23 protein-coding genes and 1 pseudogene are annotated in these 26,844 nt (G+C 63.2%); 7 read left to right on the top strand and 17 right to left on the bottom strand.

Annotated elements, in window-relative coordinates; all coding sequences use genetic code 11:
- Nucleotides 1-179 precede the first annotated feature (179 nt).
- Nucleotides 180-944 carry a substrate-binding periplasmic protein gene (locus VMP31_RS22125; RefSeq protein WP_325509857.1) on the bottom strand — a complete coding sequence of 255 codons (765 nt, stop codon included), beginning with the start codon at nt 942-944 and terminating at the stop codon, nt 180-182.
- A 190-nt stretch (nt 945-1,134) separates the two neighbouring features.
- On the opposite strand from VMP31_RS22125, the gene VMP31_RS22120 reads away from it, so the two are divergent.
- Entirely contained in the window at nt 1,135-2,553 is a 1,419-nt protein-coding gene (locus VMP31_RS22120; RefSeq protein WP_325509856.1) for an IS1182 family transposase, read from the top strand.
- A gap of 491 nt (nt 2,554-3,044) precedes the next feature.
- On the opposite strand, the gene VMP31_RS22115 is transcribed toward VMP31_RS22120, so the two are convergent.
- From VMP31_RS22115 to VMP31_RS22105, 3 genes are all read right to left on the bottom strand, one after another.
- Nucleotides 3,045-3,338: an FAD-binding oxidoreductase gene (locus tag VMP31_RS22115; RefSeq protein WP_325509855.1), complete on the bottom strand. Its 294-nt coding sequence runs from the start codon at nt 3,336-3,338 to the stop codon at nt 3,045-3,047.
- Between the two features lie 216 nt (nt 3,339-3,554).
- On the bottom strand, nt 3,555-3,812 hold the full coding sequence (locus VMP31_RS22110; RefSeq protein ID WP_325509854.1) for a heavy-metal-associated domain-containing protein: 258 nt from the start codon (nt 3,810-3,812) through the stop codon (nt 3,555-3,557).
- Nucleotides 3,813-4,068: 256 nt separating this feature from the next.
- On the bottom strand, nt 4,069-5,364 hold the full coding sequence (locus VMP31_RS22105) for an FAD-binding oxidoreductase (protein WP_325509853.1): 1,296 nt from the start codon (nt 5,362-5,364) through the stop codon (nt 4,069-4,071).
- Between the two features lie 100 nt (nt 5,365-5,464).
- Here VMP31_RS22105 and VMP31_RS22100 point away from each other — a divergent pair, with 100 nt between their 5' ends.
- Nucleotides 5,465-6,235 (top strand): IclR family transcriptional regulator, encoded by a 771-nt coding sequence (locus tag VMP31_RS22100; RefSeq protein ID WP_325509852.1) that lies wholly within the window; start codon nt 5,465-5,467, stop codon nt 6,233-6,235.
- Nucleotides 6,236-6,363: 128 nt separating this feature from the next.
- On the opposite strand, the gene VMP31_RS22095 is transcribed toward VMP31_RS22100, so the two are convergent.
- Entirely contained in the window at nt 6,364-6,963 is a 600-nt protein-coding gene (locus VMP31_RS22095; RefSeq protein WP_325509851.1) for a cupin domain-containing protein, read from the bottom strand.
- A 375-nt stretch (nt 6,964-7,338) separates the two neighbouring features.
- Between VMP31_RS22095 and glnT the strand changes: the two genes are divergently transcribed.
- The 5 genes from glnT (at nt 7,339) to VMP31_RS22070 (ending at nt 12,357) form a co-directional block, all read left to right on the top strand.
- A complete protein-coding gene (gene glnT, locus VMP31_RS22090; protein WP_325509850.1) occupies nt 7,339-8,673 on the top strand; it encodes a type III glutamate--ammonia ligase in 1,335 nt (444 codons plus the stop codon).
- Between the two features lie 71 nt (nt 8,674-8,744).
- The gene (locus tag VMP31_RS22085; protein ID WP_325509849.1) at nt 8,745-9,650 is read left to right on the top strand and encodes a glutamine amidotransferase family protein; all 906 of its coding nucleotides are present in this window, start codon (nt 8,745-8,747) and stop codon (nt 9,648-9,650) included.
- Between the two features lie 158 nt (nt 9,651-9,808).
- Nucleotides 9,809-10,492 carry a protein glxC gene (locus tag VMP31_RS22080; RefSeq protein WP_325509848.1) on the top strand — a complete coding sequence of 228 codons (684 nt, stop codon included), beginning with the start codon at nt 9,809-9,811 and terminating at the stop codon, nt 10,490-10,492.
- Between the two features lie 78 nt (nt 10,493-10,570).
- The gene (locus tag VMP31_RS22075) at nt 10,571-11,893 is read left to right on the top strand and encodes an FMN-binding glutamate synthase family protein (RefSeq protein WP_325509847.1); all 1,323 of its coding nucleotides are present in this window, start codon (nt 10,571-10,573) and stop codon (nt 11,891-11,893) included.
- Nucleotides 11,894-12,006: 113 nt separating this feature from the next.
- The gene (locus VMP31_RS22070) at nt 12,007-12,357 is read left to right on the top strand and encodes a multidrug efflux SMR transporter (protein ID WP_325509846.1); all 351 of its coding nucleotides are present in this window, start codon (nt 12,007-12,009) and stop codon (nt 12,355-12,357) included.
- A 160-nt stretch (nt 12,358-12,517) separates the two neighbouring features.
- Here VMP31_RS22070 and VMP31_RS22065 read toward each other — a convergent pair whose 3' ends face one another.
- The 12 genes and pseudogenes from VMP31_RS22065 to VMP31_RS22005 all read right to left on the bottom strand — a co-directional run bounded on the left by VMP31_RS22065 (nt 12,518) and on the right by VMP31_RS22005 (nt 26,723).
- Nucleotides 12,518-14,311, bottom strand: coding sequence for a methyl-accepting chemotaxis protein (locus VMP31_RS22065; RefSeq protein ID WP_325509845.1), 1,794 nt, complete (start codon nt 14,309-14,311; stop codon nt 12,518-12,520).
- Between the two features lie 164 nt (nt 14,312-14,475).
- Entirely contained in the window at nt 14,476-14,655 is a 180-nt protein-coding gene (locus VMP31_RS22060) for a hypothetical protein (RefSeq protein WP_325509844.1), read from the bottom strand.
- 54 nt (nt 14,656-14,709) lie between these two features.
- A complete protein-coding gene (locus VMP31_RS22055) occupies nt 14,710-16,083 on the bottom strand; it encodes an ammonium transporter (protein ID WP_325509843.1) in 1,374 nt (457 codons plus the stop codon).
- 254 nt (nt 16,084-16,337) lie between these two features.
- Nucleotides 16,338-17,318, bottom strand: a pseudogene (locus tag VMP31_RS22045) (methyl-accepting chemotaxis protein); the annotation flags it as partial.
- 100 nt (nt 17,319-17,418) lie between these two features.
- Nucleotides 17,419-19,764, bottom strand: coding sequence for a DUF1989 domain-containing protein (locus VMP31_RS22040; RefSeq protein ID WP_325509842.1), 2,346 nt, complete (start codon nt 19,762-19,764; stop codon nt 17,419-17,421).
- A gap of 117 nt (nt 19,765-19,881) precedes the next feature.
- Entirely contained in the window at nt 19,882-21,252 is a 1,371-nt protein-coding gene (locus VMP31_RS22035; RefSeq protein ID WP_325509841.1) for an NAD(P)/FAD-dependent oxidoreductase, read from the bottom strand.
- Complete coding sequence (folD, locus tag VMP31_RS22030; RefSeq protein ID WP_325509840.1) at nt 21,249-22,163, bottom strand: bifunctional methylenetetrahydrofolate dehydrogenase/methenyltetrahydrofolate cyclohydrolase FolD; 915 nt, start codon at nt 22,161-22,163, stop codon at nt 21,249-21,251. Before folD ends, VMP31_RS22035 begins: the two co-directional genes overlap by 4 nt.
- Nucleotides 22,160-23,014, bottom strand: coding sequence for a formyltetrahydrofolate deformylase (purU, locus tag VMP31_RS22025; protein ID WP_325509839.1), 855 nt, complete (start codon nt 23,012-23,014; stop codon nt 22,160-22,162). Before purU ends, folD begins: the two co-directional genes overlap by 4 nt.
- Nucleotides 23,015-23,063: 49 nt before the next feature.
- A complete protein-coding gene (locus VMP31_RS22020; RefSeq protein ID WP_325509838.1) occupies nt 23,064-24,194 on the bottom strand; it encodes an aminomethyltransferase family protein in 1,131 nt (376 codons plus the stop codon).
- A gap of 26 nt (nt 24,195-24,220) precedes the next feature.
- A complete protein-coding gene (locus tag VMP31_RS22015; protein WP_325509837.1) occupies nt 24,221-25,237 on the bottom strand; it encodes a DUF3445 domain-containing protein in 1,017 nt (338 codons plus the stop codon).
- A gap of 26 nt (nt 25,238-25,263) precedes the next feature.
- Nucleotides 25,264-26,193 (bottom strand): PDR/VanB family oxidoreductase, encoded by a 930-nt coding sequence (locus tag VMP31_RS22010; RefSeq protein WP_325509836.1) that lies wholly within the window; start codon nt 26,191-26,193, stop codon nt 25,264-25,266.
- Nucleotides 26,190-26,723 (bottom strand): dimethylamine monooxygenase subunit DmmA family protein, encoded by a 534-nt coding sequence (locus VMP31_RS22005; protein WP_325509835.1) that lies wholly within the window; start codon nt 26,721-26,723, stop codon nt 26,190-26,192. The genes VMP31_RS22010 and VMP31_RS22005 overlap by 4 nt, the downstream gene beginning before the upstream one ends.
- Nucleotides 26,724-26,844 lie beyond the last annotated feature (121 nt).

Below are 26,844 nucleotides of genomic sequence, written 5' to 3'. Positions count from 1 at the left end.
TTGACCACAACAAACCGACCCGAAGCGGTCGGCCGGAAGTACTTGGTTAGAGTAGAAAAGTTAAACCTGCACTCAGTGATGACGGCTGTAGAAACTGATCGCAAGAAAACGCTGTCCCTCCTTAATAGCTTAAATATCCCGTAAGGCGGCAGCTACGCCCCGATTTTGTGCTGCCAGCGTTAAGGTTTCCTGCCGATCAACTGCTGATATTCAGCCGTTTCCCTTAACGCTGTCAGCGCCTTATTGAAGCGTTCCAGCGCTGGCTGCATATGCATCGTTTTGCTAAAGGCTAAATGCAGCGGGTCGTGTACTAGCGGATTTTGCAGCACCAAAAACTTGCTGCGATTGGCCTCTAGTTGAGGGTCTGAGGCCAGTATGTGTTCAAATCCGGCAACGCCATTGCCAATTATCGCCACATCTATGCGGCCGGCCAGTAACTTTAATAACCTGGGCTGTTGACCATTATCGCGCTCGACAAGCAGTTCGCCGTTGCTGATTGCGTGATCAATTCCTTCACCGTAGCTAGCGCCATAGAGCCCTCCGAGCTTCTTGTCCTGCAAGTCCTTTAGTGTGTTGAAATCAAATTCATGACCTTGCAACACCACCAAAATAATGTCGTCGTCGTACATCGGCACCGAAAAATCGTACAACACCTCGCGGGCCTTGTTACGCGAAATATTGGTGATCCCTCCTTTGCCACGCTCGGCATACTGCAACGCCCTTTTCCACGGCAGCAGCACCAGTTCATATGAGTCGCCAGTATCTTTTGTCAGTCTGGCAAAGATCGCTGGCAGAATTCCAGCGGGCTGGTCGTTATCCAAGTAAATCAATGGCGGGTATCGATCATCGCCATAGATAACCAGACTCTCTGCGTTAGCGCTGAACGCCATGAAAGAAAATAAAAAAGTGCAAACTGCTACCGGAAAAAAGCGGAGCATCAACATAGCACTCTCCTTTGTTGGGCCTGCATGCATGAAGCATATTGAATCGCCCCTAGCTTTATATATCCACCTGAGATCGAGTTTTTCCCCTTCTTTAACCTAGCATCAGTGACTGCTTTTGGCCCAAAGTGTGTAAAAACGCACCGGTAAACCCTTGCTATGATTTCCGAGAATCTCAGCGCAAGGAACGCCCATGAAACGGTTTATCCAGGGTGAACACCGAGGTCAAAGCACCTTACTTCCCGAAAGCCTCGACGACTACGTCAGCGATACCAATCCGGTACGTGTGGTCGACGAACTCGACCTAGCCACGCTAGGTTTTGATGGCGTCATTCCAGCCGAAACCGGAAGACCGGCTTACCACCCTGCGATCCTGCTGAAGATCTATATCTACGGCTATCTAAACCGCATTCAATCGAGCCGGCGTCTTGAGCGAGAAGCTCAGCGCAACGTCGAACTCATGTGGTTAACCGGGCGATTGATGCCCGACTTCAAGACCATCGCCAACTTCCGAAAGGACAACAGCAAAGCCATTCGCGGCGTCTGCCGCCAGTTCGTTTTGCTCTGCCAGCAGCTGGGACTTTTTAGCGAAAACCTGGTTGCCATCGACGGCAGTAAATTCAAAGCGGTGAACAACCGCGACCGGAATTTCACCAGCGCCAAACTGAAGCGGCGCATGGAAGAAATCGAGACGAGCATCAGCCGTTACTTGGCATCGCTCGATGCGGCTGATCGACAGATTCCTAGCGCCTCCGCGCCAGACACTGCCAGCCTGGAAGATAAAATCGCCAAGCTCAAAGCGCAGATGAAAGAGCTTCAGGGGATCGAAACTCAGCTCAACGATTCCCCTGACAAACAGGTTTCGCTGACCGACCCAGATGCCCGTTCGATGATGACGCGCGGCAGCGGTATCGTCGGCTACAACGTGCAGACGGCTGTCGATACGCAGCATCACCTGATCGTTGCTCACGAGGTCACCAACAGAGGCTCCGACCGTGACCAGCTCAGTTCAATGGCGAAGCACGCTCGTGAAGCCATCGGCCCAGAAACGTTGTCGGTAGTCGCCGACCGAGGCTACTTCAAGGGCGAGGAAATCTTGGCCTGCCATAACGCAAACATCACCGCCTATGTACCAAAGCCGATGACCTCCAGCGCTAAGGCAGAAGGACGGTTCAACAAAGATGCCTTCGTTTATGACGCAACGAAAAACGAATATACCTGCCCGGCTGGGGAGGCACTGATCTGGCGATTCTCCAGCGTTGAGAAAGGCATGAATATGCACTGTTACTGGAGTTCGCACTGCCAAGGTTGCGCATTGAAAGAGCATTGTACGCCTAGCTCAGAGAGACGAGTGAGCCGCTGGGAGCATGAGGCAGTGCTCGAGGCGATGCAGAGTCGCCTGGATCAAGCGCCCGAGATGATGCGGATCCGCCGTCAGACGGTCGAGCACCCATTCGGCACGCTGAAGTCCTGGATGGGCGCCACCCACTTCCTCACCAGAACGCTCGACCGGGTGAGTACCGAGATGAGCCTGCATGTGCTCGCCTACAATCTCAAACGCGTGTTGAACGTGTTGGGCAGCGGTGCCCTGATGGCAGCGATGAAGGCCTGAGGCCTGCTTTACGACTCTTGCCGCCCTCCAGCAGGCGCACCGAAGCCGAAAGTGGCATAGCAGCCAGAATCACCGATTGCGCCTAATTGGGCCTCCGACGGCCTCCTGGATACTGAGAAAATCCCCCGGCAGTTGATTGCCATCACTCACTACGTTTTTACACAGTCTGAGCCAGAAGGTACAGTTACTGACTCGACCCGGTACCACCACATCGCCGGCCAAGACTACTCCCACCAATGTGCCGGCAGTGGGAGTGGCTAGCCGCGAACGCTAGAGTCGCTCAAAGGCGAACGGGCTGGGTCGACCAGCGGCTGGCTACCGTCGATCAGGTTGGCCAGCAGGTGCCGGGCTTGGGTCATAAGAGCGCGACAGTTGATACTCCAGAGGCGAGCGACTGTAATCGAGTTGGAGCAAATGGGTGTGTTTTTAATCATTTTTACGCACTCATAATCAATTTGAAGCCACAAGTGCACAACCATTGGAGTGGCTGCTTACGAATATCCGAGACGCTCAAAGGCAAACGAGCTTGGGTTGACTAGCGGCTGGCTGCCGTCGATCAGACTGGCCAGCAGGTGGCCGGTACCTGGGGCGATGCCGAAGCCGTGGCTGGAGTAGCCGGTGGAGAGGTATAGGCCGGGTAGGCGGGTGACCGGGCCGATTACCGGAATGGCGTCCGGGGTGACGTCCATCGCCCCGGCCCAGCGAGTAGCCTGGATAAGAATTGGTGGAAAACGCTCCGCGGTTTTCCACCCTACGCATGCTTCGGAGCTCTGTAGGGTGGACAACCTTTACTTGTCCACCCGCTTCTACGGCAGTCCGCTTCTGGCCGCTGCTGTTGAAAAAGTCGGTTTCCACGGCAGAAAATTACGAGGCCATAACTAAATCAGGCTTCTTTAATCCAGTGGTTTAGTGATCATGGCTAACTCCATGTGGGTTGGGTTAATTCATGTCTGTATGGGCAAGGCGCGTTGACGGTTCTCAACGCGCGGTGTTATTGCTACTCAATGGCAGCAGCAACCGCCACCGGTCTTTTTGACCGGCGCGGAAGAAGCCTGCTCGGTAGTTGTCGCGACCGGGGAGTAACCTGCTTTCACAATGGCGTTGCTAAGTTCAGTTTCGGCGCTTGCCGACTCAATCTGTACTCGGTACGAAGGTAGGTCTATCTGCACGTTGGCGGTCGGGTCCACGGCCAGAACCGCTTGGGTAATAGCTTTTATGCAGTGTCCACAGGTCATGTCTTTTACTTCGAAGGTAGTCATTTCGCGCTCCTACTAAGGACTGTGTTTGATGATTCGACTTTCCTCCTTGCCACCGCGGTAAGGTCAAGCAAAAAAACGCATCGTTGTAATCTTTCGCAGGGAAAGGAACTCAACTGCTGCCTGCCGATAACTGCCCTTCGTGCGCATCCGCTTCCTGCCAGAGCGCGCAGTTATTGTCTCGACCCGGTGTCACCACATCGCTGGCCACGGCCCCCCCCACAAGTGCGCGAACCTTGGAAGCGGCTAGCCGCAAACATCAGAGCCGCTCAAAGGCGAACGGGCTTGGGTCGACCAGCGGTTGGCTGCCGTCGATCAGGTCGGCCAGTAGGTGGCCGGCACCCGGGGCGATGCCGAAGCCGTGGCCGGAGTAGCCGGTGGAGAGGTACAGGCCGGGTAGGCGGGTGACCGGGCCGATTACCGGAATGGCGTCCGGGGTGACGTCCATCGCTCCGGCCCAGCTCTGTTCGATTTTCACTGTGCGAAAGAAGGGGAAGGCTGCGCCCAGCGCCTGGCGCGCTTCGTCGAGAATGCTTGCGCAGGGCTGTGGGTCGAGCACGCGGCAGCGCTCGAAGGGGCTCGGGCCATCCATGTCCCAGCGCCTTGGCTGACGCAGCTCTTGCATAAAGCGGTGATCCAGGCGCACGCGGACTTCGCGGTATTGCTGGCCCAGCGCCGGCAGAAAGTCGCGCAGGTAGCGGAAGCTGTCCGGGGTGATGGGAGCCTGGTTGGCGCTGCGCTGGGCGATGCTGTAACCGCCGTCGGCGCGTTTGCGGAAGGCATAGCGTTCGGCACCCACGGCCAGTTCCGGGCCACCCGGCATCGGCGCGGTACGCAGCACCGAGGCAATCATCTTCAGTTGCGGCAGGCGCAGGCCGAGGTTGGCGCAGAACAGCGTCGACCAGGCACCGCCGGCCAGCACCACGGTCGAACAACGCAAACGGCCACGTTCGCTGTACAGACCGCGCACTTGTCCACCCTCGATATCCAGGCCGCGCACCGCACAGCCGGTAATGATGCGAGCACCAAGGCGCTGCGCCGCGCGGGCGATCACCGCACTGGCGAGCTGCGGTTCGGCGCGGCCGTCACTGGGCGTATGCAAGGCACCGCTCCAACCGGCGGCAGCGCCTTCCGGAAGGATGCGCTGCAGATCACGGCCTTCCAGCAGCCTGGCTTGTGAGCCATAGGCGGTGGCCGCTTGCAGCCAGTCGGCCTGTTGCTGCAACTGGCGCGGGTTCTCGCAGGCATAGAGCACGCCGCTGCGGCGAAAGCCCAGGTCTTCACCCAGCCCGGCCTGCCAGGCGTCCCACAGATCGAGGCTGGCCAGGGCCAGGGGAATCTCCTTCAGGTCACGGCCCATGCTGCGGCACCAGCCCCAGTTGCGTGAGGACTGTTCTGCGCCGATCAGGCCTTTTTCCAGAAGGGTGACCGGGATGCCCCGGCGAGCCAGCCAGTAGGCGGTGCTGACACCGATGATGCCGCCGCCGATAACGGCCACTTCGGTGCTTTCAGGTAAGGGTGTGTCGCTGCTGATTCGTTCGATCTGCGGGTACATGGCGGGCTCCTGGTCTATGCAGTGGCAAGCATGCCGGGGCCATTGAGGCGCGCAACTTGCATCGCCGCGGCCGGGCCTTGTTTATTACCAGGTGAGAAAAATGACCGATGCCATGCGCGGCACCCGCAGCCTCGAGCGAGCTTTCCAACTGCTGCGCTTGATCGCGGCGGCCGGTGCCGAGGGGGCCACCCCGGCGCAGTTGTGCGCGGCGGCCGAGTGTTCGCAACCGACCACCTATCGCCTGTTGCAACACCTGCGTCGTCAGGGGGTCGTGCGCCCGGCACGGCGGCGTGGGCACTATGTGCTGGGTTATGAACTGTTTGCCCTAGGTGCCCAGGCCGGCAACGCCAGCGCCCTGCGTGAACAGGCGCGGCCGGTGCTGCTGCGTTTGGCGCAGCGCTTCGGCGACAGCTTCTTTCTGCTGGTGGCCGATGGGTATCAGGTGCTGTGCCTGGATATGCTGGCCGGCGAGCTACCGGTACAAAGCTACAGCCGCAGTGTCGGCGGGCGCATGCCCATGGGAGTAGGGCAGGCGTCCCAGGCACTGCTGGCGTGGATGGACAAGGCCGAGCGCAACGAGATCCTTCGCCACAATGCCGCAAGCCTGCGCCTGGACTACGGCCTGGAGGTGGAGCAGATCATCGCGAGCCTCGCCAGCGTGCGCCGGCTGGGCTTTGCCAGCGGCCTGGTGGATCGCCGCCTGCCGGGTTACACCGGCTTGGCAGTGCCGATCCTGGATGCGGCCGGGCAAGCCATCGGCGCACTCAGCTGCGCCCTGGCCCGCCCGCGCATGACCGACGCACGACGCCAGGCACTGGTGCAGGCCATGATGCAAGAGGCGCAGCAGGTGGTGAGGCATCTGGGTAGCTAGCTAGTTGTTGTCGCGGCTAAAGCCCCTCCCACAAAAGCCTATGGCATGCCATTAAAAGTGGTGGATTCCCCCGGATTGCATCCGGGCTATCAATAAGTTCGCCTCCATCGGCGGGCACAGGCCAGGCCTTACTGGTTGCCGTTACCGTAGTTCATCACTGACAGCAGGCGGATTGGCACCTGCAGCAGTTTCTCCGGGCCGTGGGGGATGTCGCCGTCGAAGGTCAGGCTGTCGCCGGCTTGCATCGGGTAGAGCTGGTTGCCGTGGCGGTAGATAAGTTCGCCCTCCAGCAAGTGGAGGAACTCGGTACCGGGATGGGAGAAGGTGGGGAACTCTTCGCTGGCGTCGTCCATGGTCACCATATAGGCCTCGAAGTTCTTCTTCGGCCCACGGGTGTGGTTGAGCAGGTGGTAGGTATGACCCTTCTCGGTGCCGCGGCGAACCACTTCGAGGCCTTCGCCGGCCTTGATCAGGATGGCGTTGCCGTCGGGCTGGTCGTACTGGCTGAAGAGTTTGGACATGGGCATGCCGAGCACGTCGCACAGACGGCTGAGGGCATCCAGGCTGGTGGACACCTGGGCGTTTTCGATCTTGCTCAGCATGCCCTGGCTGATGCCGGCAATGCGGGCCACGTCCGCCAGTTTGAGTTCCTGTGCCTGACGCTGGCGTTTGATCTGCATGCCCAGGTATTGCTCCAGGCGGAGGCGTGGTGGGGTTTCGCTCGTCATAGGGGTGATATTCCGCACTATTTCTGTCCAGGAAAGTAACATTCGCACTAGGAAAGCGCATTTTCGCTGAGCCTCCCAGCAGATGATGTCGCGACTTTCCTCAAGCGAAAAGTAGTTTCCCATATAAACAGTGGCAAATCGTGGGGTAAAGCGCCTTCGTCAGCCGCACTGCAGATTGGCAAGGCAATTGCATTCCTTATAGGAAACTAACTTTCCTAAGTGGAATTTTGATAAGCCATGACCCACTTCCAAACCTCCCATGCGTTCGCCCGAGCAATCGGCATGCCTGGAATTCCTGTGGTCGTCGCTCGTGATTGTGCCCTTGTTCGCCTGCCAACACCCCATTGCCATGCCTTTTTCCAGGAGTGAAGACTCATGTTGCCAACTGAAACGCAGCGCATCATTGATCAGTACGGAATCAAGTACGTGCTGGCGCAGTTCGTCGATATCCACGGCGCTGCGAAAACCAAATCCGTGCCGGTGTCCGGCCTCCAGGCGGTGGCCGAGGAGGGCGCAGGCTTCGCCGGTTTTGCCATATGCGGCATGGGTATGGAGCCCCACGGCCCGGACTTTATGGCCCGCGGCGATCTCGCCACGCTGATCCCGGTACCCTGGCAGCCGGGCTACGGCCGGGTGGTGTGCATCGGTCATGTTGAGGGCCAACCGCATCCCTACGACAGCCGCTATGTGCTGCAGCAGCAGGTGCAGCGCCTTTCCGATAAGGGCTGGACACTGAACACCGGTCTGGAGCCGGAATTCAGCCTGTTCCGCCGTGGCGTCGACGGCAAGCTGCAACTGGTGGATGGCTCCGACACCCTGGACAAGCCCTGCTACGACTACAAGGGCCTGTCGCGTTCGCGCGAGTTCCTTGAACGCCTGACCGAGGCGCTGCAGCCGGTGGGCTTCGACATTTATCAGATCGATCACGAGGACGCCAACGGCCAGTTCGAGATCAACTACACCTACAGCGATGCCATGGAGTCGGCGGATCGCTTCACCTTCTTCCGCATGGCCGCCGGCGAGATCGCCAACGACATGGGCATGATCTGCTCCTTTATGCCCAAGCCCGATCCCAAGCGCGCCGGCAACGGCATGCATTTCCACCTGTCGATTGCCAGCGCCAGCAACAAGAACCTCTTCCACGACGCCGGCGACCCGAGCGGCATGGGCCTGTCGAAGATGGCCTATCACTTCGCCGCCGGCCTGCTGGCCCATGGCCCGGCCCTGTGCGCCTTCGCCGCGCCCACGGTGAACTCCTACAAGCGCCTGGTGGTGGGCCGTTCGCTGTCTGGTGCGACCTGGGCTCCGGCCTTTATCGCCTTCGGCTCGAATAACCGCTCGGCCATGGTGCGCGTGCCCTATGGCCGCCTGGAATTCCGCCTGCCGGACGCTGGCTGCAACCCTTATCTGGTTACCGCCGCAATCATCGCCGCTGGCCTCGACGGCATCGACCGCCAGCTGGATCCGGGTGCCATCTGCAACGAAAACCTCTACAGCCTGAGCCTGGAAGAAATCGCCGCGCGCGGCATCAAGACCCTGCCGCAGTCGCTCAAGGAAGCCTGCGATGCGCTGGAGGCCGACAGCCTGTTCCGCGAGGTGCTCGGTGCGGGAATCGTCGATGAGTTCATCAAGCTCAAGCGCATGGAGTGGGTGGAGTACAGCCGCCATGTGAGCGACTGGGAGATCCAGCGCTACACCGAGTTCTTTTGATTTTCGACCGTTATCAACCCTTTCCGACGTCCCGCGAAGAGCTGGGCGTCTTCTGCCCTGGAGTTTCTGATATGTGTGGAATCGTGGGTCTCTACCTGAAAAATCCCGAGCTTGAATCGCAGCTCGGCAAGCTCTTCGAACCCATGCTCGAAGCCATGACCGCCCGTGGCTCGGACAGCGCCGGCTTTGCCATCTACGGTGACGAAGTGGCCGACGGCTGGGTCAAGCTGACCTTGCAGGCGACTACCGAAGGCTTCGACTTCAAGGCCTTGATCGCCGCCGTCGATGCGCGTCTGGGCACCGCTCTGGAGTGGTTCCAGAACGCCAACGCCGCGGTGCTCAAGGTACAGGCCGATGAGGCCGGCGTGCGAGCGCTGCTGGCCGAGCTGGCACCGAGCGTGCGCATCATGAGCGCCGGTCAGAGCATCGAAATCCTCAAGGGCATGGGCCTGCCGCGGGAAATCTCCCAGCGCTTCGGCCTGGCCGGGATGAAGGGCAGCCATATCATCGGCCACACCCGCATGGCCACCGAAAGTGCGGTGACCATGGAAGGCAGCCACCCGTTCTCCACCGGTGCTGACCTCTGCCTGGTGCACAACGGCTCGCTGTCCAACCACTTCCGCCTGCGCCAGGAACTCAAGCGCCAGGGCATCACCTTCGAGACCGACAACGACACCGAAGTGGCTGCCGGCTACCTGACCTGGCGGCTGCAGCAGGGCGACAGCCTGAAGGAGGCACTGGACAAGTCGCTGGAGGACCTTGACGGCTTCTTCACCTTCGCCATCGGCACGCGTAACGGTTTTGCGGTGATCCGCGACCCTATCGCCTGCAAGCCGGCGATCCTCGCCGAGACCGACGACTACGTCGCCATGGCCTCGGAATATCAGGCGCTGTCGAGCCTGCCGGGCATCGACAAGGCCAGGGTCTGGGAACCGATCCCGGCCACCATGTACATCTGGGAACGCGAGTCTGCCTGAGTCGCCCACAACCTGCTGCGCACGTCGATAGCGGCGTCAGGTCCTCACGCAAAAGCTCGCCGTACTCCTTGTACTGTCTCGCTTTGCGCTCCGGTCCTTCCTTGCTCTCGACGCGCTCGCGACGGTTGTGAACGACTCCCTGAATACGGAGTGATGCAATGAAAACCATCGATCTATCCAACGCCACCGTGCGTGACCTGAACCAGGCCCTGCACGATCAAGCCCGCGACCTGCAGGACCGCGAGTGGGTCGTCACCCACCCCAATGGCGCGCACAACCTGGCGGTTGGCGTAAACCAGGAAATCTCCATCGATATCGAAGGCCATGCCGGCTACTACTGCGCGGGCATGAACCAGAAGGCCTCGGTCACGGTGCACGGCAATGTCGGCGTCGGCTGCGCCGAGAACATGATGTCTGGCTATGTGCGGGTCAAGGGCAGCGCCTCCCAGGCGGCCGGTGCCACTGCCCATGGCGGCCTATTGGTGATTGAAGGTGATGCCGGCGCGCGCTGCGGCATTTCCATGAAGGGCGTCGACATCGTGGTTGGCGGCAGCATCGGCCATATGAGCTGCTTTATGGGCCAGGCCGGACGCTTGGTGGTGTGCGGCGATGCTGGCGATGCCCTGGGCGATTCGCTCTACGAGACGCGGATTTACGTCAAGGGCAGCGTCGAGTCGCTGGGCTCGGACTGCATCGCCAAGGAGATGCGTGCCGAGCACCTCGAAGAGCTGCAGACGCTGCTCGACCGCGCCGGTTTCAACGAAAAGGCGGCGGACTTCAAGCGCTATGGCTCGGCCCGCCAGCTGTACAACTTCAAAGTCGACAACGCCTCGGCGTACTGACTTCACTTTGCCTGTAGGCGCGAGGCGGGCGTTGAGCAACCCGCGCCTACCGGGATTGCCTATTTCGAGGAGCTTTCCATGAGCGACAAAACCCCACCGGTACTGCGTGAGTCCGCGACCTTCGACCGCCTGACCATCCAGGAAATCCAGCGCGCCGCCGAGACCGGCATCTATGACATCCGCGGCGGTGGCACCAAGCGCAAGGTGCCGCACTTCGACGACCTGCTGCTGCTCGGTGCCAGCATGTCGCGCTACCCGCTGGAAGGTTACCGCGAGAAGTGCGGTACCGACGTGGTGCTCGGCACCCGTTTTGCCAAGAAGCCGCTGCACCTGAAAATCCCGGTGACCATCGCCGGCATGAGCTTCGGTGCGCTGTCGGCCAATGCCAAGGAAGCCCTCGGCCGCGGTGCGACCATCGCCGGCACCAGCACCACTACCGGCGACGGCGGTATGACCCCGGAAGAGCGCGGCCAGTCGCAGCACCTGGTTTACCAGTACCTGCCGTCGCGCTACGGCATGAACCCCGATGACCTGCGCAAGGCCGACGCCATCGAGATCGTTCTCGGCCAGGGTGCCAAGCCGGGCGGTGGCGGCATGCTGCTGGGCATGAAGGTTACCGAGCGCGTCGCCGGTATGCGCACCCTGCCGGTTGGCGTCGACCAGCGCAGCGCCTGCCGTCACCCGGACTGGACCGGCCCGGACGACCTGGCGATCAAGATTGCCGAGCTGCGGGAAATCACCGACTGGGAAAAACCCATCTACGTGAAGATCGGTGCCAGCCGTCCCTACTATGACGTCAAGCTGGCGGTGAAGGCCGGTGCCGATGTGATCGTCCTCGACGGCATGCAGGGCGGTACGGCGGCGACCCAGGAAGTGTTTATCGAGCACGTCGGCATCCCGATTCTCTGCGCCATTCCGCAGGCCGTGCAGGCGCTGCAGGAGATGGACATGCATCGCAAGGTGCAGCTGATCGTCTCCGGCGGCATCCGCAACGGTGCCGACGTGGCCAAGGCCATGGCCCTGGGTGCCGATGCGGTGGCCATCGGCACGGCGGCGCTGATCGCCCTGGGCGACAACCACCCACGCCTGGACGAAGAGTTGAAGAAGATCGGCTCGGCCGCCGGTTTCTACGACGACTGGCAGAACGGCAAGGACCCGGCCGGCATCACCACCCAGGACCCCGAGCTGGCCAAGCGCCTGGACCCGGTGGAAGGCGGCCGGCACCTGGCCAACTACCTGCGTGTGCTGGTACTGGAGGCGCAGACCATGGCCCGCGCCTGCGGCAAGTCGCACCTGCACAACCTCGACCCCGAGGACCTGGTGGCGCTCACCGTGGAGTCCGCCGCCATGGCGCGGGTGCCTTTGGCCGGCACTAGCTGGATACCCGGTCAGCAGTACTGATCCCGTGCCACCGCGCGGGGTTCGCCCCGCGCACCATTTAGCGCTTACCGGCCTGGGCTGCCCACAACCTGCTTCGGCATCTGGGCGCTCGGGCCGTCTGCCAGGAGATTGCCATGGCCTTGTTCAGCGGAACCGCTGCCGGCTGGAGCTTCCTGCTTCTGGCCGGCCTCAGCGAGATCTGTTACGCCGCCGCCATTCCACGAACCCACGGCTTCACCCGCCTGTGGCCGAGCCTGTATTGCGGCTTCTTTATCGCACTGAGCCTGTATCTGCTGGCGCAGGCGGTGCGCACCCTGCCGGTGGGCACTGCCTATGCGGTGTGGGTCGGCATCGGCGCGCTGGGCACTGCCATCTACGGCATCGTCTACCTCGACGAACCGGCCGATACGGCGCGGCTGGCCTGCCTGGGGATGATCCTTGCCGGGGTGGTGGGCCTTAAGCTGGTTTCCAGTGTGCCGGGCTAAGGGTTGCTGTGAGGGTTAATAGACCTGGGGCTTTGTGTGCCAGTCTCGGCTAAAGCCCCTCCCAAAGTGTGTGCGACAGCTAACGAAAACATGACCGCCTCAGCGAGCAGGGCGCTGCTGGTGGTAGATCCGAAGCAGACGGCCCTGGCGGGCTGCGGCCTCAGGCTTGGGTCAGGCTGGCGGCGTCGTGGATCCCTGGGGCGAAGCGCCAGTGGGCATCGTCGTAGACCTTGCCCAGCCAGCGCTGCACCAGTTCGCGGTAGGCCGGTTGTGCGCGGTAGTGGGCGATAAACTGGTCGATGGCGGCGAGCAGGCCGGCGTTGCCCGGCTGGTTGGCCACGGCGGCCGAGTAGTACCACAGGCTGGGGCTGAGGTTGCCAGGAAGGATTTCCAGGCGACCGCGCCAGGGGCTGCGTTCGCCTTGGCAGGCCCAGTGGTAGATCGGCAGGTCGACGGCGAAGGCATCCACCGTGGCGTCGGCCAGGCAGTCGTGGATCAGGCTCTGGTCGCTGTAGGCCAGCAGGTTGGCCAGTTCGACCTTGCCGCCCGGCTTGTGCCGGTTGGCCTGCCAGCGCAGGCCGCGTTCTTCCAGGGTGGCCATGGCCGCCGGGTCGTTGATGCAGCCGAGCACCTTGCCAGCCAGGTCCTCGACGCCCTGGATGCGCGTATCGCCGGCGCGTTTGGCCAGCACGTAGGGGAGGAACACGTAGGGCGCGGAGAAGGCCACCTGGTCGTAGCCAGGCATCGGCGGCATGGCGCTCCACACCAGGTCGGCCTCGTTGTCGCGGCGTTGCGCGCCGGCCTCCAGCAATTGCAGGCAGCGGTCCCAGGGGTGTTCGATAAAGCGGCATTGCACGCCTAGCCAGCGGGCGAAGGCGCGCACCAGTTCGGCGTCCAGTCCCTGCAGTGGGCCACCGGCCTCGGTGCGGAAGGACAGGCCCTTGAAGGCCGGTTCGATGGCCACGCGGATTTCACCTCGGGCGCGGATCTCGGCCAGGCGATCGTAATGCGGGTCGAGGTGCAGGCGCTCCTCATGCAGCAGGCGCTGCAGGCCTTGCCGTGGGTCCTGAGCGGCGTACACCGAGGCCAGATCATTGAGCAGCGAGCGGCTCCAGTTGCTGCGTCCGCGCAGTTGCGCATCGGCGCTCTGGCCCAACTGCACGCCGGCGACTATGACCTTGTTGTTGCCTTCGACCTCGTCCAGGCGCGCGGCCATCTGGCCGAACAGCCCATGCAGGCTGGACAGCGAGGTGCCGACCTGGCCGCTGAGCTGCTGCAGTTGCGCCTCGGCGCTGTGCAGCAGGGCGTCCAGGCGCTCGCTGAGCTGGGACATGTCGATCTGCTCGAAGGCCTGGCGGGTGTTGGCCTGGGTGCGCAGGGCCAGGTCGCGGATCTCGCTGGCGACCACGGCGAAGCCGCGCCCGGCCTCGCCAGCATGGGCCGCCTCGATGGCCGCGTTGATCGACAGCAGTTGCACGGTGCGGCCGATCTCGTCGATGGAACGGATGACCTGGTGCGAGGCGCTGGCGCGCTCCTCGATGGCCTGCTGCAGCTCGGCGAACTGGCTGGCGAAGAACTGCCGGGTGCTTTCCAGTTCGCGGGCCATCTCGCCGCGCAGTTCATCGGCGCTGCGGCTGCTGTGGTCGAGAAAACCGCGGGTGTGGTCGAGAAAGGTCAGCTGTTCGCCGCTGCGTGCGGCGATTTCGGCCAGGCTGTTCTCGGTCTGCTCGACAGCCTGCATGGCATGCCGCTGCAATGCGTCGAGGCGGCCACAAAGCAGGCCCAAGGCACGGCCCTCGCTCGGCGGCGGCTCGCTCAGGCCGCGCTCCAGGCAGCTGCGCAGGTGCTCGGGCAGGCTGCCGTCGTCCAACTGCAGGACGCGTTCAACGTCGCCGGCAAGCAGGGCGGTCTGCCAGGCCGGCACAACGGGGGCAGCGGATTTGAACCAGGCCATGCACAACTCCTCGATATTTCAGGACGCTACCGGGCTGATTGATACGCAAATTGATACGCAAGGCGAGCGCGGCTAAACCCAAGGGTTCTTCCAGCGCGAAAAGGGCGGTGGCGTAGTAGCGATTCGGAAAAGAGGGCCGGCGGCGAACGCCGCCGGCCGGGGGCTTACTTAATCTTGGGCAGCTCGTCGTCCGGCTGGGCGTAGCTGTGCTTCTCGTGGACCATGGTGGCGATCAGGGCGTAGAGGCTGACGCCGGCCACCAGCAGGCTGATAAAAATCAGGATGGCTGGCTTGTCGGCAAAGGTGAACACGGCGCTGGCACCGTCGAAGGTGGTGATGCTCATGGTAATGCTCCTTTAGGTGGGCCTGCCGCCCTTTGGCAGCAGGCCGCATGGCACTCAGGCCGGTTTGCTTTCGCCGATCAGGCTGGTCGGTGCAGGGGCAGAGCCGCCTACGCTGGTGCTGGTGCCGTACATCGAGTCCCACTCCGGGTAGGCCTGGGCCGGTACTTCGGTCAGGTCGAGGCCGCGTTCTTCGGCGTGGGCCGGAACCCGCAGCATGTCGAAGTGCTTGAGTGCGTAGGAAATGACGTAGCCAGGGATAAAGCCCAGCGCAGCCAGGACCACGGCACCGCCCAGTTGGCCGAAGAAGCTGATGGGGGCCATGCCGTTGACGTTCGGGTAACCGGCGAGGAAGACGCCGCTGATCACCAGGCCGGCAAAGCCACCGAAGCCGTGTACGGCGAAGGCACCGACCGCGTCATCCAGACGAAACTTGAGCAGCAGGTTGTTGACCAGCGGTGCGGCAGCGGCGACGCCCATGCCGATCAGGTAGGACAGCCCGGGGTGGTACAGGTCCAGACCCGGAGCCACCGAGATAATCCCGACCAGGCCACCGGACATCATCCAGAAGGGTTCGCGGGTGGTCAGGTAGGCACCGATCAGGCCGCCGGCAAAACCCATCAGGGTGTTGAAGGCAAAGGCCGAGAGGTTGGTGGGTTGGCCGTAGATGTTGATCCACTGGGCACCGGAGTTGTAGATGATGCAGCCGCCGAGGAAACCGAAGAAGCCGACGATGATCAGCATCAGGCCGACCACGCTCATCGGCATGCTGTGGCCGACGATGGCGTTGGCGCTGCCGTCCTCGTTGAAGCGGCCGATGCGCGCGCCGAGGTTGATCACCACGGCCAGGGCAAAGAAGCCGGCAATCAGATGCACCACACCGGCGGCACCGACGTCATGGTAGCCCCACTTGACGGTCAACCAGCCTTCCGGATGCCAGCCCCAGGAGGCCGCGACCAGCCAGAGGAAGCCACCGAGCACGATGGTAAGGATGATAAAGGCGCTCATCCGTGCCCGCTCGATCAGCGCGCCGGACAGGATCGAACCGGTGGTGGCGGCGAACATGGCGAAGGCCGCCCAGAAGATGCCGGTGGCATTGTCCTGGATGTTCGGCCCCATGGATTCACTCCAGGGCATCCCGGCGAGGAAGGCGTCCATGCGCGGCACCAGGCCGTCCGGGAAGCCGTTGTACACCGCCCAGCCGAGCAGAAATACGCTGGGAACGATAAAGCCGAAGGCGAGGATATTCTTCACCCCGGCCGCCAGGGCGTTCTTCAGGCGTGAGGCACCGATCTCATAGGACAGGAAGCCGGCATGAATGCAAACCATCAGGGCGATACACCACCAGTAGAATATTTCCATATTCAGGGTGTTGGTCATCTCTATCAGAGCCTGTAGCTCCTCTAGAGTGGGGGTTTTCTGCTCTTCCATCAGTCGATCCTCGATTCGAATTCGTGGTGATACAGCGGTGTTGGCAGCTTTTGTTGGAGTGGATGGCCGCAGGCCCTGGGTGTTTATTCGTAGTTATAAAAAGTTCCCTATATGAATAAGCAATCCCTGTGCCAGAACGCCTTCCGCGCACCGCACCCAGAATCCGCGGCGGTGGCGGATAACCGAGTGATGAAATGCCCTGTTACAGTTCGTTTGGCGGCGTATTTGCCTGAATTTGGGTCGTTTCAGCGGTTTTGCTGCAGCATGTTCTGGATCTGCTGCACCGACTCCTGGGTGCGCCGGGCCAGGTTGCGTACTTCGTCTGCCACCACGGCAAAACCGCGGCCCTGTTCGCCGGCACGGGCGGCTTCGATGGCGGCGTTGAGTGCCAGCAGGTTGGTCTGTTCGGCAATGCCCTTGATGGCCCCGGCAACCTGGGCGATCTGCTTGTAGGTGTTCTGAATGCTGTCCTGTTCGCGCAGGCGCAGGGCCTCCGCGGCCTTTTCATCGCTGATATCGCGCACCGCCCCGATCACCCGTACCAGCACGCCGTTGGCGTCGTAGAGGCAGCGACCGCGTTCGCGGTACCAGGTTTCGCCGCGGGTCTTGTGGCGCATGCGGTACTCCACCACATAGGCCGGCTCGCCCCTGGGGTCGGCGATATGGCCGGCGAATACGCGCATGACCTGCTTCAGGTCTTCGGCCGGAACTACGCCGAAGAAGCTGTCCCAGCCATCGGCAAACTCGGCGCGGCTGTAGCCGATCAGGTTGCGGAACTGATCGGACCAGCGGATGACATTATTCGGGTGGTCGGCGTCGCCATTGACCACGCTGAGGTCCCAGCAACCTTCGGTAAGGGTCTGCTGGGTCAGCTCCCAGGCCTGGGCGTCCTGCTGCCATTGGCCTTCGCGGGCCGCGTAGGCATGGCACTGCTCCTGGCTGTGCTGCAACTGCTGCTCCAGCTGCTGGCGCTGGCGTTCGCTGTTGGCCAGTTGCTCGCACAGTTGCTGATACTGTTCGGTGCTGCAGGGAGCGGGCGGGGTGGCGCGGGCCTGTTGTTGGAACTGCTGGTGGGCGTGCCAGCTGCGGCTCAGGCGCTGGAGGGCGTCGAGCAGTTGCGGGTGGCGTTGCAGGCGTGGGGTGTGCTGGGTGTTACTCGGCTGATCATCGATCAGTTGGCTGAGTTGCTGGGCGAGGTCGCCGGCCAGCTCCTTGGATGCATCTTTGAACCACATTGGCCACTACTCCTTGCTACGAGACCATGGTTGCCTGCACGGTCCGGCACCGGGCCATGCAGGCATTGGGACTAGCAATTCTTCGGCCAGTCGACTGCGCTTATGCCCGCACGCGGGTTTTCTCCGGGTCGTAGGCGATGGTGCTGTGGCCAACCGTGGCGGCAATGCGTTTCTGCTGGCCGTCCAGCTTGCCGATTTCCACCGCGGTGCCGGGTTCGCAGTAGCCGACATCCAGCCGGCACAGGGCGATGTTCTGCCCCAGCAGCGGCGAGCGGGTGGCGCTGGTGATCACCCCGATCTGTGCGCGGCCCACATGCACGCAGTCACCGTGGTGGGCCACTTCGTTGCCGTCCAGGCGCAGGCCGACCAGCTTGCGTTGTGGGTTGGCACTGCGCCGCAGCAGGGCCTCACGGCCGATAAAGTCGTCCTGCTTGGATTTCAGCGGTACGCAAAACCCGATGCCGGCCTCGAAGGGGTCGGTCTGGTCGCAGAACTCGTAGCCGGCGAAGATCAGCCCGGCCTCGATGCGCAGCATGTCCAGGGCATCCAGCCCCAGCGGTACCAGGCCCAGAGGCTCGCCCAGTTGCCAGAGGCGCTGCCAGACCTGCATGGCATCGCTGGGGTGGCACCAGATCTCATAGCCCAGCTCGCCGGTGTAGCCGGTGCGCGAGACCATCAGCGGCGGGCCGTTGTAGTCGTCGAGGCGGCCGGTAAGAAAACGGAACCAGCCGAGGTCTGCCAGCGCGGGCTGGGTGCCGGGCGTCCAGATCATCTGGCTCAGCAGTTCACGGCTTTTCGGCCCCTGTACGGCGATGTTGTGGATCTGTTCGGAGGCCGATTTGATCCACACCTTCATGCCGAGCTTTTCCGCCTGCTCGCTCAGCCAGATACCGGCGTAGTCCTCGCCGCCGATCCAGCGGAAGGCATCTGCGCCCAGGCGCAGCAGGGTGCCGTCGTCGAGCATGCCGCCGTGCTCATAACACATGGCCGAGTACACCACCTGGCCGATTGCCAGTTTGCGCACGTCACGGGTCAGGCAGTAGTTGAGCAAGGCTTCGGCGTCGGGGCCGAGCACCTCGAATTTGCGCAGGGCCGAGAGGTCCATCACTGCCACCCGTTCGCGGCAGCCGTGGTATTCCTCCAGGGTGCCGTAGCCGTCGAAATGGCTCGGGGTCCACCAGCCGCGGTAGTCGATGAAGTGGCGGGTGAGGGCGGAGGTGCCTGGGTGGAAGCCGCTTTCGCGGGTCAGCACCGGGTCGGCGTCTGGAGTCGGGCGATTGGCCATGGCGATACTGAAGCGCTCCTTGTCGGAATACACGCGGATGTGGATGTCGGTGGGCTGCCAGCCGTTGGCCGGGTCGATGTCGTCCGGGCAGGAACTGCTGGCGCAGACCAGGTCGGTCATGGCGCGCAGCAGCACGTAGTCACCGGGACGCGACCAGGGCTCGTCGAGGGTCAGGTGCTGGTGCGCGTCCACCCCGGTGTTGAAGAAAAAATTGATCGCCGGCCAGCCGGCGCGGCCCTGCACCCCGTGTTTGGCCAGGGCGCGGCTGATGTTGTCGCTGCAGTTGGCATGGCCGAAGTAGCCCTGGGCTTCGTAGTAGCGTGCCGTGCAGGCCAGGGCGAAGGTGTCGTGACGACCGACGGTGTCGCGCACCACTTCCAGCATCGGTTGCAGGTTGCGGTCGAAGAACTTGCTGAACAGGCCCGGCCCTGGGTAAGCGCTGCCGTTGAGGGTGCGGGTGACGGTGGGGTCCAGATCGATCTCGCGGCCGGCATCGAGGCCGCGGCGGTCGAAGGCGACGAAGTCCGAGCACTGCCGTCCGGCCACGTCGAGCACCTGGATGTACTGGCCGGCTGCGACCACGTAGTCCCGCGCGCTGCCGGGGCTGATGGTGAATTCATCCACCAGCTCACCCAGCGGTGCGGGCAACGGTGGGGCCAGCACCTGGCGCGGGTTGGCGCGGTGGATCAGTAGGCGCAGTTCGCTGGCGCGCAGCTGTTGGTCCACCGGTGTCACTCCGCCTGGCGCGGCAACTATCACCAGCAGCGCGGCGCTGGCGCTGAAGCTGCGGCGGAAACCGGCCCGGGTGCCTTGTTGCCAGAGCCGTGCGGCCGGCGGCAGTTGGCGGCAATCGATACCTCGGCGTACCAGCGCGGCAGTGATATGCGCCGCCTCGCGGCTGCCGTCGTGGAGCAGGTGAGCGATAAATTCGGCACCAGGGCTGACGGCGAGACCGAGGGCGGCAAGCGCCACGCGACCATCGTCGGCAAAGGCCAGCAGCTCGGCGGCCTGATCGCCTTCGAGGTCGATCAGTTCCAGGCGGTCGCCCGGCTCCAGGGCTACAACGGTCAAGCCGCCGGGGGCAACGCGGTGGCGTTCCAACCCCGGGGTACGGGCGAACAGCGCCGGCTCCAGCGGCCGGGAAATCACGGGCAGGTTCATATCAGGGCTCCACGCAAGGGATTTCCCGTAGGGCGACGCGGAGCGCCTAGGTGCTGACTCTGGTATTGAGAGGCATCCACTGGTGCGCGCAGCGCACCCTACGGGTTGGCATCGGTCTTAGCCCACGGCCTTGATGCCGGAGCACGGCTCGTCAGCAAGGTACGCCGCCAGCGAATCGTCCAGAGCCTCCAGCCAGGGCGTGTGGTGCGGCGTGGCCAGGGTGCCGGTGATCAGCGAGCGATGGCACTTGTCGCGGTAGCCCATGATGCTTTCGTACTTGTCCTGCTTCCATTGCAGGAAGGTCCGGTTCACTTCGCTGATGTCGAAGCTGGGGTAGTCGGTGGCTTCAATCAGCTGGCGGATGTACTCGCCCTGGAACTCGAACATCTGCTGGGCGCTTTCCAGGGTTTCTTCTTCCTGACGCCAGGCCTGGTTTTCGGCGTGCATGCGCTGCTGATCCGGCAGGGCGATGCGCCCGAGGATCACGTCGCGGGCGTACCAGGCTTGGGCGTCGAACATATTGAAGCTGTACCACTGGTCCTGCATGCCGAGGTAGATCAGCTTGGGGTTCTGCTCCCAGAACACGCCTTTGTAGAGGTTTAGCGGCCACAGCCGGTTATCGGTCTTCAGGCGCAGCTCTTCGGCGAGGAAGGGGAAGTGATGCTTGTAGCCGGTGCACAGGATGATGGCGTCGATATGTCGGCTGCTGCCGTCGGCAAAGTAGGCGGTGCTGCCTTTTACCTGGGTAAGCAGCGGTTTCTCTTCCCAGTTCTCCGGCCATTTGTAGCCCATGGGCGCGCTGCGGTAGCAGCTGGTGATGGAGCGCGCGCCGTACTTGAAGCACTGCGAGCCGATGTCCTCGGCGGAATAGCTGCCGCCGACGATGAGCACGTCCTTGCCTTTGAATTCCAGCGCATCACGGAAGTCGTGGGCGTGCAGCACGCGCCCGCCGAAGCTTTCGAAGCCGTCGAAGTAGGGCACGTTGGGGGTGGAGAAGTGGCCGCTGGCGACCACTACATAGTCGAAGGCCGAGGTGCTGGTCAGGTCCTGGTCATAGCTGTGCACGGTGACATTGAACTGCCCGCTCGCCGCGTCGTAGGTAACCCCCCGCACCGCCGTATTGAACTGGATAAAGGGGCGCACGCCGGCTTTTTCCACGCGGCCTTTGATGTAGTCCCAGAGCACTTCGCGCGGTGGGTAGGAACCCATGGGGCGGCCGAAGTGTTCGTCGAAGCTGTAGTCGGCGAACTCCAGGCATTCCTTCGGCCCGTTGGACCAGAGGTAGCGGTACATGCTGCCGTGCACCGGCTCGCCGTGCTGGTCCAGGCCGGTGCGCCAGGTGTAGTTCCACATGCCGCCCCAGTCCGCCTGCTTTTCGTAGCAGACGATCTCGGGAATATCCGCGCCGCGCTCCTTGGCCGACTGGAAGGCACGCAGCTGGGCCAGACCACAGGGGCCGGCACCGATGATGGCGACTCGTTTTTTCATGCTGGGATCTCCGCTGAAGGTAGGGGTTGGCCGGGGGCCAGGCATTGCCGCCGGGTGGCGGTGACGGTGTTCTGCATCAGGTAGGCGATGGTCATGGGGCCGACGCCGCCAGGTACCGGGGTAATGGCCGAGACCTGGCTAAGGGCGCTGTCGAAGTCGACATCACCGACCAGCTTGGTGCGGCCGTCTTCCTCGATGCGGTTGATGCCGACGTCGATAACCACCGCGCCGGGCTTGAGCCAGCTGGCATCGACCAGGCGCGGCTTGCCCACGGCGGCAACCACGATGTCGGCCTGGCGGCACAGCTCGCGCAAATTGCTGCTGCGCGAATGCACCACTGTCACCGTGCAATGGGCCTTGAGCAGTAGAGCGGCCATGGGCTTGCCGACGATATTGGAGCGGCCGATCACCACCGCATGCTTGCCGGCCAAGTCGCCGCAGTTGTCCTGCAGCAGACGCAGGCAGCCGGCCGGGGTGCAGGGGGTGAGCACCTCACGGCCTTGGCTAAGACCGCCGACGTTCTCGGCATGGAAGCCGTCGACATCCTTCAACGGGTCGACGGCCTGCAGCACGCGGTGCTCGTCGATGTGTTTGGGCAACGGCAGCTGGACCAGGATGCCGTTGACTGCCGGGTCGGCGTTAAGGCGCTCGATCAGTTCGAGCAGGGCGGTTTCGCCCGTCTCGGCCGGCAGCTTGTGCTCGATCGAGCGGATACCGGTTTCTTCGGCGCGCAGCACCTTGTTGCGCACATAAACCTGGCTGGCCGGGTCGCTGCCCACCAGCACCACGGCCAGACCCGGCTGGATGCCGAGGTGCTTCAGTTGCTCGACCTCGGCGCTAACCTCGGCCAGTACCCGCGCCGCGGCAGCCTTGCCATCGATAAGGTGGGGACGGGCGGCGGCCTGGCTCATGGGAAGATCACCGTCTTGTCGCAATTGATAAACACGCGATGCTGCAGGTGGTACTTGAGCGCCTTGGACAGGGCCACGGTTTCGGTGTCGCGGCCGATGGCGACCAGGTCGTCAGGCAGATGGGCATGGTCCACGCGCTGCACTTCCTGCTCGATGATCGGGCCTTCGTCGAGGTCCGAGGTGACGTAGTGGGCGGTGGCACCGATCAGCTTGACCCCACGTTCGTAGGCCTGGTGATAGGGCTTGGCCCCCTTGAAACCGGGCAGAAAGGAATGGTGGATATTGATCGCGCGGCCGGAGAGCTGCTTGCACAGGTCATCGGAGAGAATCTGCATATAGCGGGCGAGCACCACCAGCTCGGTGCGGGTCTCGTTGACGATCTGCATCAGCGCGGCTTCCTGCTCGGCCTTGCTGTCCTTGGTCACCGGCAGGTAGATAAAGCGAATACCTTCGCGCTCGGCCATGGGCCGCAGGTCGAGGTGGTTGGAGACGATGGCGGTGATCTGCATGTCCATTTCGCCCTTGTGGTGGCGATAGAGCAGGTCGGTCAGGCAATGGTCGAACTTGCTCACCATCAGCAGTACGCGCGTTGGTGTGGTGCTGTCGAACAGCTGCCAATCCATGCTGAAGGGCACGCCGACGTCAGCAAAACCCTGGCGCAGGGCCTCGATATCCGGCTTGGCACCGGCGTTGAAGCGGAACACCGCACGCATAAAGAAGCGCCCGGTGTATTCGTCGTCGAACTGGGCGAGTTCGCTGATATAGCACTCGCGCCCCGCCAGGTAGGTGGTAACAGCCGCGACGATGCCGGAGGTGGCCGGGCAGCTGATCTTGAGAATGTAGTGGGTCATGTCGAGGGTTCTCGTGCAGGCAAGGTCGGGGCGCTCGCGGTAAAGGGAGTCAACCCTTGGCGGTGCGCTTTTTCTTCTCGGGGTCATCGAACGGCAGGCTGTGGGCGATGGCCTTGGCGCTAAGGCTGCCGCGCACTTCCAGGGGCACGCCCTGTTCGGCGATGCCGGGCTCGACGCGGGCGATGGCCATGGAGCGTTCGCTCAGGCGTGAGTACATGGCGCAGGTGATAACGCCAACCTGACGGCCCTCATGCCAGAGGCTGTCGCCACCTTGGGCGGCCTGGTGACCGTCGAGCAGCACGCCGAAGATCTTGAAGCGCTCCTGGCCCTGCAGTCGCAGGTGCTCGCCGGCACCGCGAAAGTCCTGCTTGCCGGGCGACACGGTGAAGTCCAGGCCCAGTTCCCACAGGGTGTCGCCGGCCTTCTGGTCGGCGAAGGGGTACATCTGCGAGTTGTCGTAGGGGAAGAACAGCAGGTAACTCTCCACCCGCAGCCAGTCCAGGGCGGTGAAGGCGCAGGGGATAATGCCCAGCGCCTTGCCCTGCTCAAGGATGCCGTCCCAGATCGTTGGGGCGTCGGCGGCCTTGCAGAATATTTCGTAGCCGCGTTCGCCGGTGTAGCCGGTGCGCGAGATCATCACTGGCCGGCCGAACAGCTTGGTTTGCAGGTGGTGGAAGTAGGGCAGCTCGCGGATGCCGGGGACATGCTCGGCGAGAAAATCCACCGCGCGCGGGCCTTGCAGGGAGAGGTCGTGCAGGTCGTCGTCGAATAGCACCGCAACTTGGCGGCCCTGGGCCGAGCGGATCAGCATTTCGTAACCGCTGCCGGCACCGTGCACCACCATAAAGGCGTTGGGCCCGGTGCGGTAAACGATGCAGTCGTCGATAAACTTGCCGTCCTCATCGAGCATGCAGGCATACACCGATTTGCCGGGGTAGAGCTTGCTGATGTCGCGGGTGGTGGCGTAGTCGAGCAGGCTTTCGGCGTGGGGGCCGACGTAGTGCACCTTTTTCAGCCCGGACACGTCCATCAGTCCGGCGCGGGTGCGAATCGCCTCGTGGTGATCGGCCAGGTCACTGGCGTAGGTCCAGGCGGTGCCCATTCCGTTCCAGTCTTCGAGTTGCGAGCCGAGCGCCAGGTGACGTTCGCGCAGGGCACTGATGCGCCATGAATTAGCCATGGGAAATTCCTCTTATTGGGGGCGGTTCAGGCTTCGGGGTCGAACTGGCGCAGCCAGTCCACCAGGGTCTGGCGGTAGCGGGTCATGCCCTTGTAGTCGGCGATGGCGTCGGGCAGGTCGCGCAGCACGCGGTGCAGGCGCTGGCCCCAGGCCGGCTGGGTGACCAGTTCGTCCATGCTGATCAGGTAGGTGCGGATGCTGAACATCAGCGCGTTGGAGCGCGGCAGGCGCATCATCAGTTGCAGCTCGACGCGCAGATGCACCAGGCGGCCGACGTTCTCTGGGGTGACGCTGGCGCGGTCATGGCCCCACTCGTGGAAGGTCTCGGGGGAGGTGTCCAGGCGCGGGTTGATGGTCATGGTCCAGTTCAGGCGGCGCACCGGCTGGCCGACCTGGATATTCAGCAGGTACTTCAGGGCGCGGTCGAACACACCCATCTGGTGCGCCATGGGCACCGGCGCATGCCACTGCATGAAACTCATGCCGGCGTCGAACGCCAGCGACCAGTCGGCCGGGCAGGTGACCAGGCCGGCGTCCATAAACAGGTCGCCGTCACGTTGGTCGAGCAGGGCGAAATCCCCCTGCACCTGGCGGCCGATATATTCCAGCGGTGGGCAGGGCAGGCTGTCGGCGTCGCCATAGGTGAATGTCTGGTCGATGCCCAGGGCGAGGTTGCGCCAGTGCCAGCGCTCGCCGTCGCGCTGCAGTTGAAAGTGTTGCGGGTAATCCTCGGCCAGGTGCTCCATCAGCACGCCTAGGCAGTCCCAGGCGGCGGGCTGCATATGCGGCATCACCAGGCAGCGGCGCGGGTCGTGTTCCAGCACCCGGTTGCGCTCGGCCATTTCCGAGCGGTAGTGCTCGTCGATGTCGAAGCAGTGCTCGAACACCGAGCCCGGGTTGCGTGAGGTGGCTGGTTCCAGGTTTACCGAGTACAGGTACTGGTCTTCCGGAAAGGGAAAGGGAAAGCGGCGAATGGCGGCCTCGCTGTTGCGGAAGCTGAAGTCCTGGTGAAAGCTTTCCATGGGGTTGAAGGTCAGGCTCATGCGTTGCGTCTCCTGGCGGTAGGGGGCTACAGGTCGAGCAGAATGGGTGAGCCGCAGCCGCGCGAGACGCAGGGCATCAGGCTGTCGGCGCGTTCGTGGGGGGCGAGGAAATGGTCGCGGTGCTCGACATCGCCTTTCAGGTAGCGGGTCTGGCATTGGCCGCACACCCCGCCGCGGCACAGGTTAGGAATCTCCAGCCCGGCGCTTTCCAGGGCCTCCAGCAGGCTCTGCTCGGCAGGGACCTCCAGCTGGCGGCCGCTGCGGGCCAGCTCGACACGAAATGCCAGGCCTGGCTCGGGCGCGGCGAAGGCTTCCCAGTGCACCCGCTTGTCTCCCCAGCCGAGGGCAGCGGCCTGCTCGCGCAGATCCAGCAGCAGGCGCTGCGGGCCGCAGGCATAGACATGGCTGCCCAGAGGGCGGTCGCGCAGCAGTTGGCCGAGGTCAAGGCGGCGCTGCGAGCTGTCGTAGCAGTGCAGGCGCGCGCCGATCAGTTCTCTAAGGCTGTCGACATAGGCATCGCTGAGGCCGGCGCGGAAGGCGTAGTGCAGCTCGAACTGGGCACCGCGGCGCAGCAGCTCCGCGCAATAGGCGAGCAGGGGCGTAATGCCAATACCGCCGGCGATCAGGATATGCAGGCGCGCCTGGCCTTGCAGCGGAAACAGGTTGGCTGGGGCCGAAATGCGCAGGTGGTCGCCGACCTGCAGCTGTTCGTGCAGGTAGCGCGAACCGCCGCGCGAATTGTCCTGCAGGCGCACCGCGATACGGTATTGCGCGCTGTCGTATGGGTCGCCGAGCAGCGAATAGGCATTGCGCAGGCCGTTGGGCAACTGCACCTGCACATGGCTGCCGGCGGAGAAGCCGGGCAGGCTGCCGGCCAGAGGCTGCAGACGGATTTCGCGGATCACCGGGGTGATCAGCTGCGCGGCGGCGACGCGAACATCAAGCAGGGCGCTCATGGGCGAACCTCCGCGTAGGGGTGGTTGGCGTCGGCGCAGACCCCGAGGTAGGCACCCAGGCGCTCGGAGAAATGCCGACGCACCTCCAGCCCCACACCACAATGGCGGCACTGCAACTGCGCGCTGGCCGAGGCGTACTGGAGGGTTGCGCAGTGCACGCAATAGACCGCCCGACGTGTCGCGTCGGTGCAGTACAGGCTGATCTCGTCCGCCTGCAGACCCGCCTGACCGGCCAGGGCGTGGAGCGACCAGAGAAAGGCTTCGTCCCCACTGAGGTGCAACTGCAGGCCAACCGAGGCGTGGCTCAGCTGATCAAGCACGGCCCGCTGCAGCGCCGCCGGCGACGCATGATCGGTCTGCGCCAGGTGCGTCACGCACTGCGGGCTACCATTCAAGGCCGCGTGCAATTGCGCCCGCTGGTCCAGGCCGGCGTCCTGGGTAACCAGCAGGTGGTTGATGCCCTGCAGGCTCGGCTGGCCGCGGTGATAGCGCGGAATACTGATGGGCAGTTCGGCGGTGGCGTCGCTCATGGTGATTCCCTTGCTGACTGACGTGGTGGGACGCCCCTCGATCGCCGCTGACGCGCCCAACTCTGGGGCGCGCACCCTGGCCCTGGTGCATGCCTGACATGGCTGCGAAGGGGTGGCTGAG

It is taken from the genome of Pseudomonas sp., from assembly GCF_035512415.1.
Lineage (GTDB): Bacteria > Pseudomonadota > Gammaproteobacteria > Pseudomonadales > Pseudomonadaceae > Aquipseudomonas.
Note: the sequence above shows the minus strand (reverse complement) of the source record. Positions and strands in the feature narration are given on the sequence as shown.

Coding starts and splice junctions, on each gene's coding strand:
- VMP31_RS22085 (WP_325509849.1), top strand. CDS start 8,745: ATGTGTGGAATCGTGGGTCTCTACCTGAAAAATCCCGAGCTTGAATCG.
- VMP31_RS22075 (WP_325509847.1), top strand. CDS start 10,571: ATGAGCGACAAAACCCCACCGGTACTGCGTGAGTCCGCGACCTTCGAC.
- VMP31_RS22080 (WP_325509848.1), top strand. CDS start 9,809: ATGAAAACCATCGATCTATCCAACGCCACCGTGCGTGACCTGAACCAG.
- VMP31_RS22095 (WP_325509851.1), bottom strand. CDS start 6,963: ATGACGAGCGAAACCCCACCACGCCTCCGCCTGGAGCAATACCTGGGC.
- VMP31_RS22105 (WP_325509853.1), bottom strand. CDS start 5,364: ATGTACCCGCAGATCGAACGAATCAGCAGCGACACACCCTTACCTGAA.
- VMP31_RS22040 (WP_325509842.1), bottom strand. CDS start 19,764: ATGAACCTGCCCGTGATTTCCCGGCCGCTGGAGCCGGCGCTGTTCGCC.
- VMP31_RS22125 (WP_325509857.1), bottom strand. CDS start 944: ATGTTGATGCTCCGCTTTTTTCCGGTAGCAGTTTGCACTTTTTTATTT.
- VMP31_RS22020 (WP_325509838.1), bottom strand. CDS start 24,194: ATGGCTAATTCATGGCGCATCAGTGCCCTGCGCGAACGTCACCTGGCG.
- purU (WP_325509839.1), bottom strand. CDS start 23,014: ATGACCCACTACATTCTCAAGATCAGCTGCCCGGCCACCTCCGGCATC.
- VMP31_RS22060 (WP_325509844.1), bottom strand. CDS start 14,655: ATGAGCATCACCACCTTCGACGGTGCCAGCGCCGTGTTCACCTTTGCC.
- VMP31_RS22110 (WP_325509854.1), bottom strand. CDS start 3,812: ATGACTACCTTCGAAGTAAAAGACATGACCTGTGGACACTGCATAAAA.
- VMP31_RS22005 (WP_325509835.1), bottom strand. CDS start 26,723: ATGAGCGACGCCACCGCCGAACTGCCCATCAGTATTCCGCGCTATCAC.
- folD (WP_325509840.1), bottom strand. CDS start 22,163: ATGAGCCAGGCCGCCGCCCGTCCCCACCTTATCGATGGCAAGGCTGCC.
- VMP31_RS22055 (WP_325509843.1), bottom strand. CDS start 16,083: ATGGAAGAGCAGAAAACCCCCACTCTAGAGGAGCTACAGGCTCTGATA.
- VMP31_RS22065 (WP_325509845.1), bottom strand. CDS start 14,311: ATGGCCTGGTTCAAATCCGCTGCCCCCGTTGTGCCGGCCTGGCAGACC.
- VMP31_RS22070 (WP_325509846.1), top strand. CDS start 12,007: ATGGCCTTGTTCAGCGGAACCGCTGCCGGCTGGAGCTTCCTGCTTCTG.
- VMP31_RS22120 (WP_325509856.1), top strand. CDS start 1,135: ATGAAACGGTTTATCCAGGGTGAACACCGAGGTCAAAGCACCTTACTT.
- VMP31_RS22015 (WP_325509837.1), bottom strand. CDS start 25,237: ATGAGCCTGACCTTCAACCCCATGGAAAGCTTTCACCAGGACTTCAGC.
- VMP31_RS22010 (WP_325509836.1), bottom strand. CDS start 26,193: ATGAGCGCCCTGCTTGATGTTCGCGTCGCCGCCGCGCAGCTGATCACC.
- VMP31_RS22035 (WP_325509841.1), bottom strand. CDS start 21,252: ATGAAAAAACGAGTCGCCATCATCGGTGCCGGCCCCTGTGGTCTGGCC.
- VMP31_RS22100 (WP_325509852.1), top strand. CDS start 5,465: ATGACCGATGCCATGCGCGGCACCCGCAGCCTCGAGCGAGCTTTCCAA.
- glnT (WP_325509850.1), top strand. CDS start 7,339: ATGTTGCCAACTGAAACGCAGCGCATCATTGATCAGTACGGAATCAAG.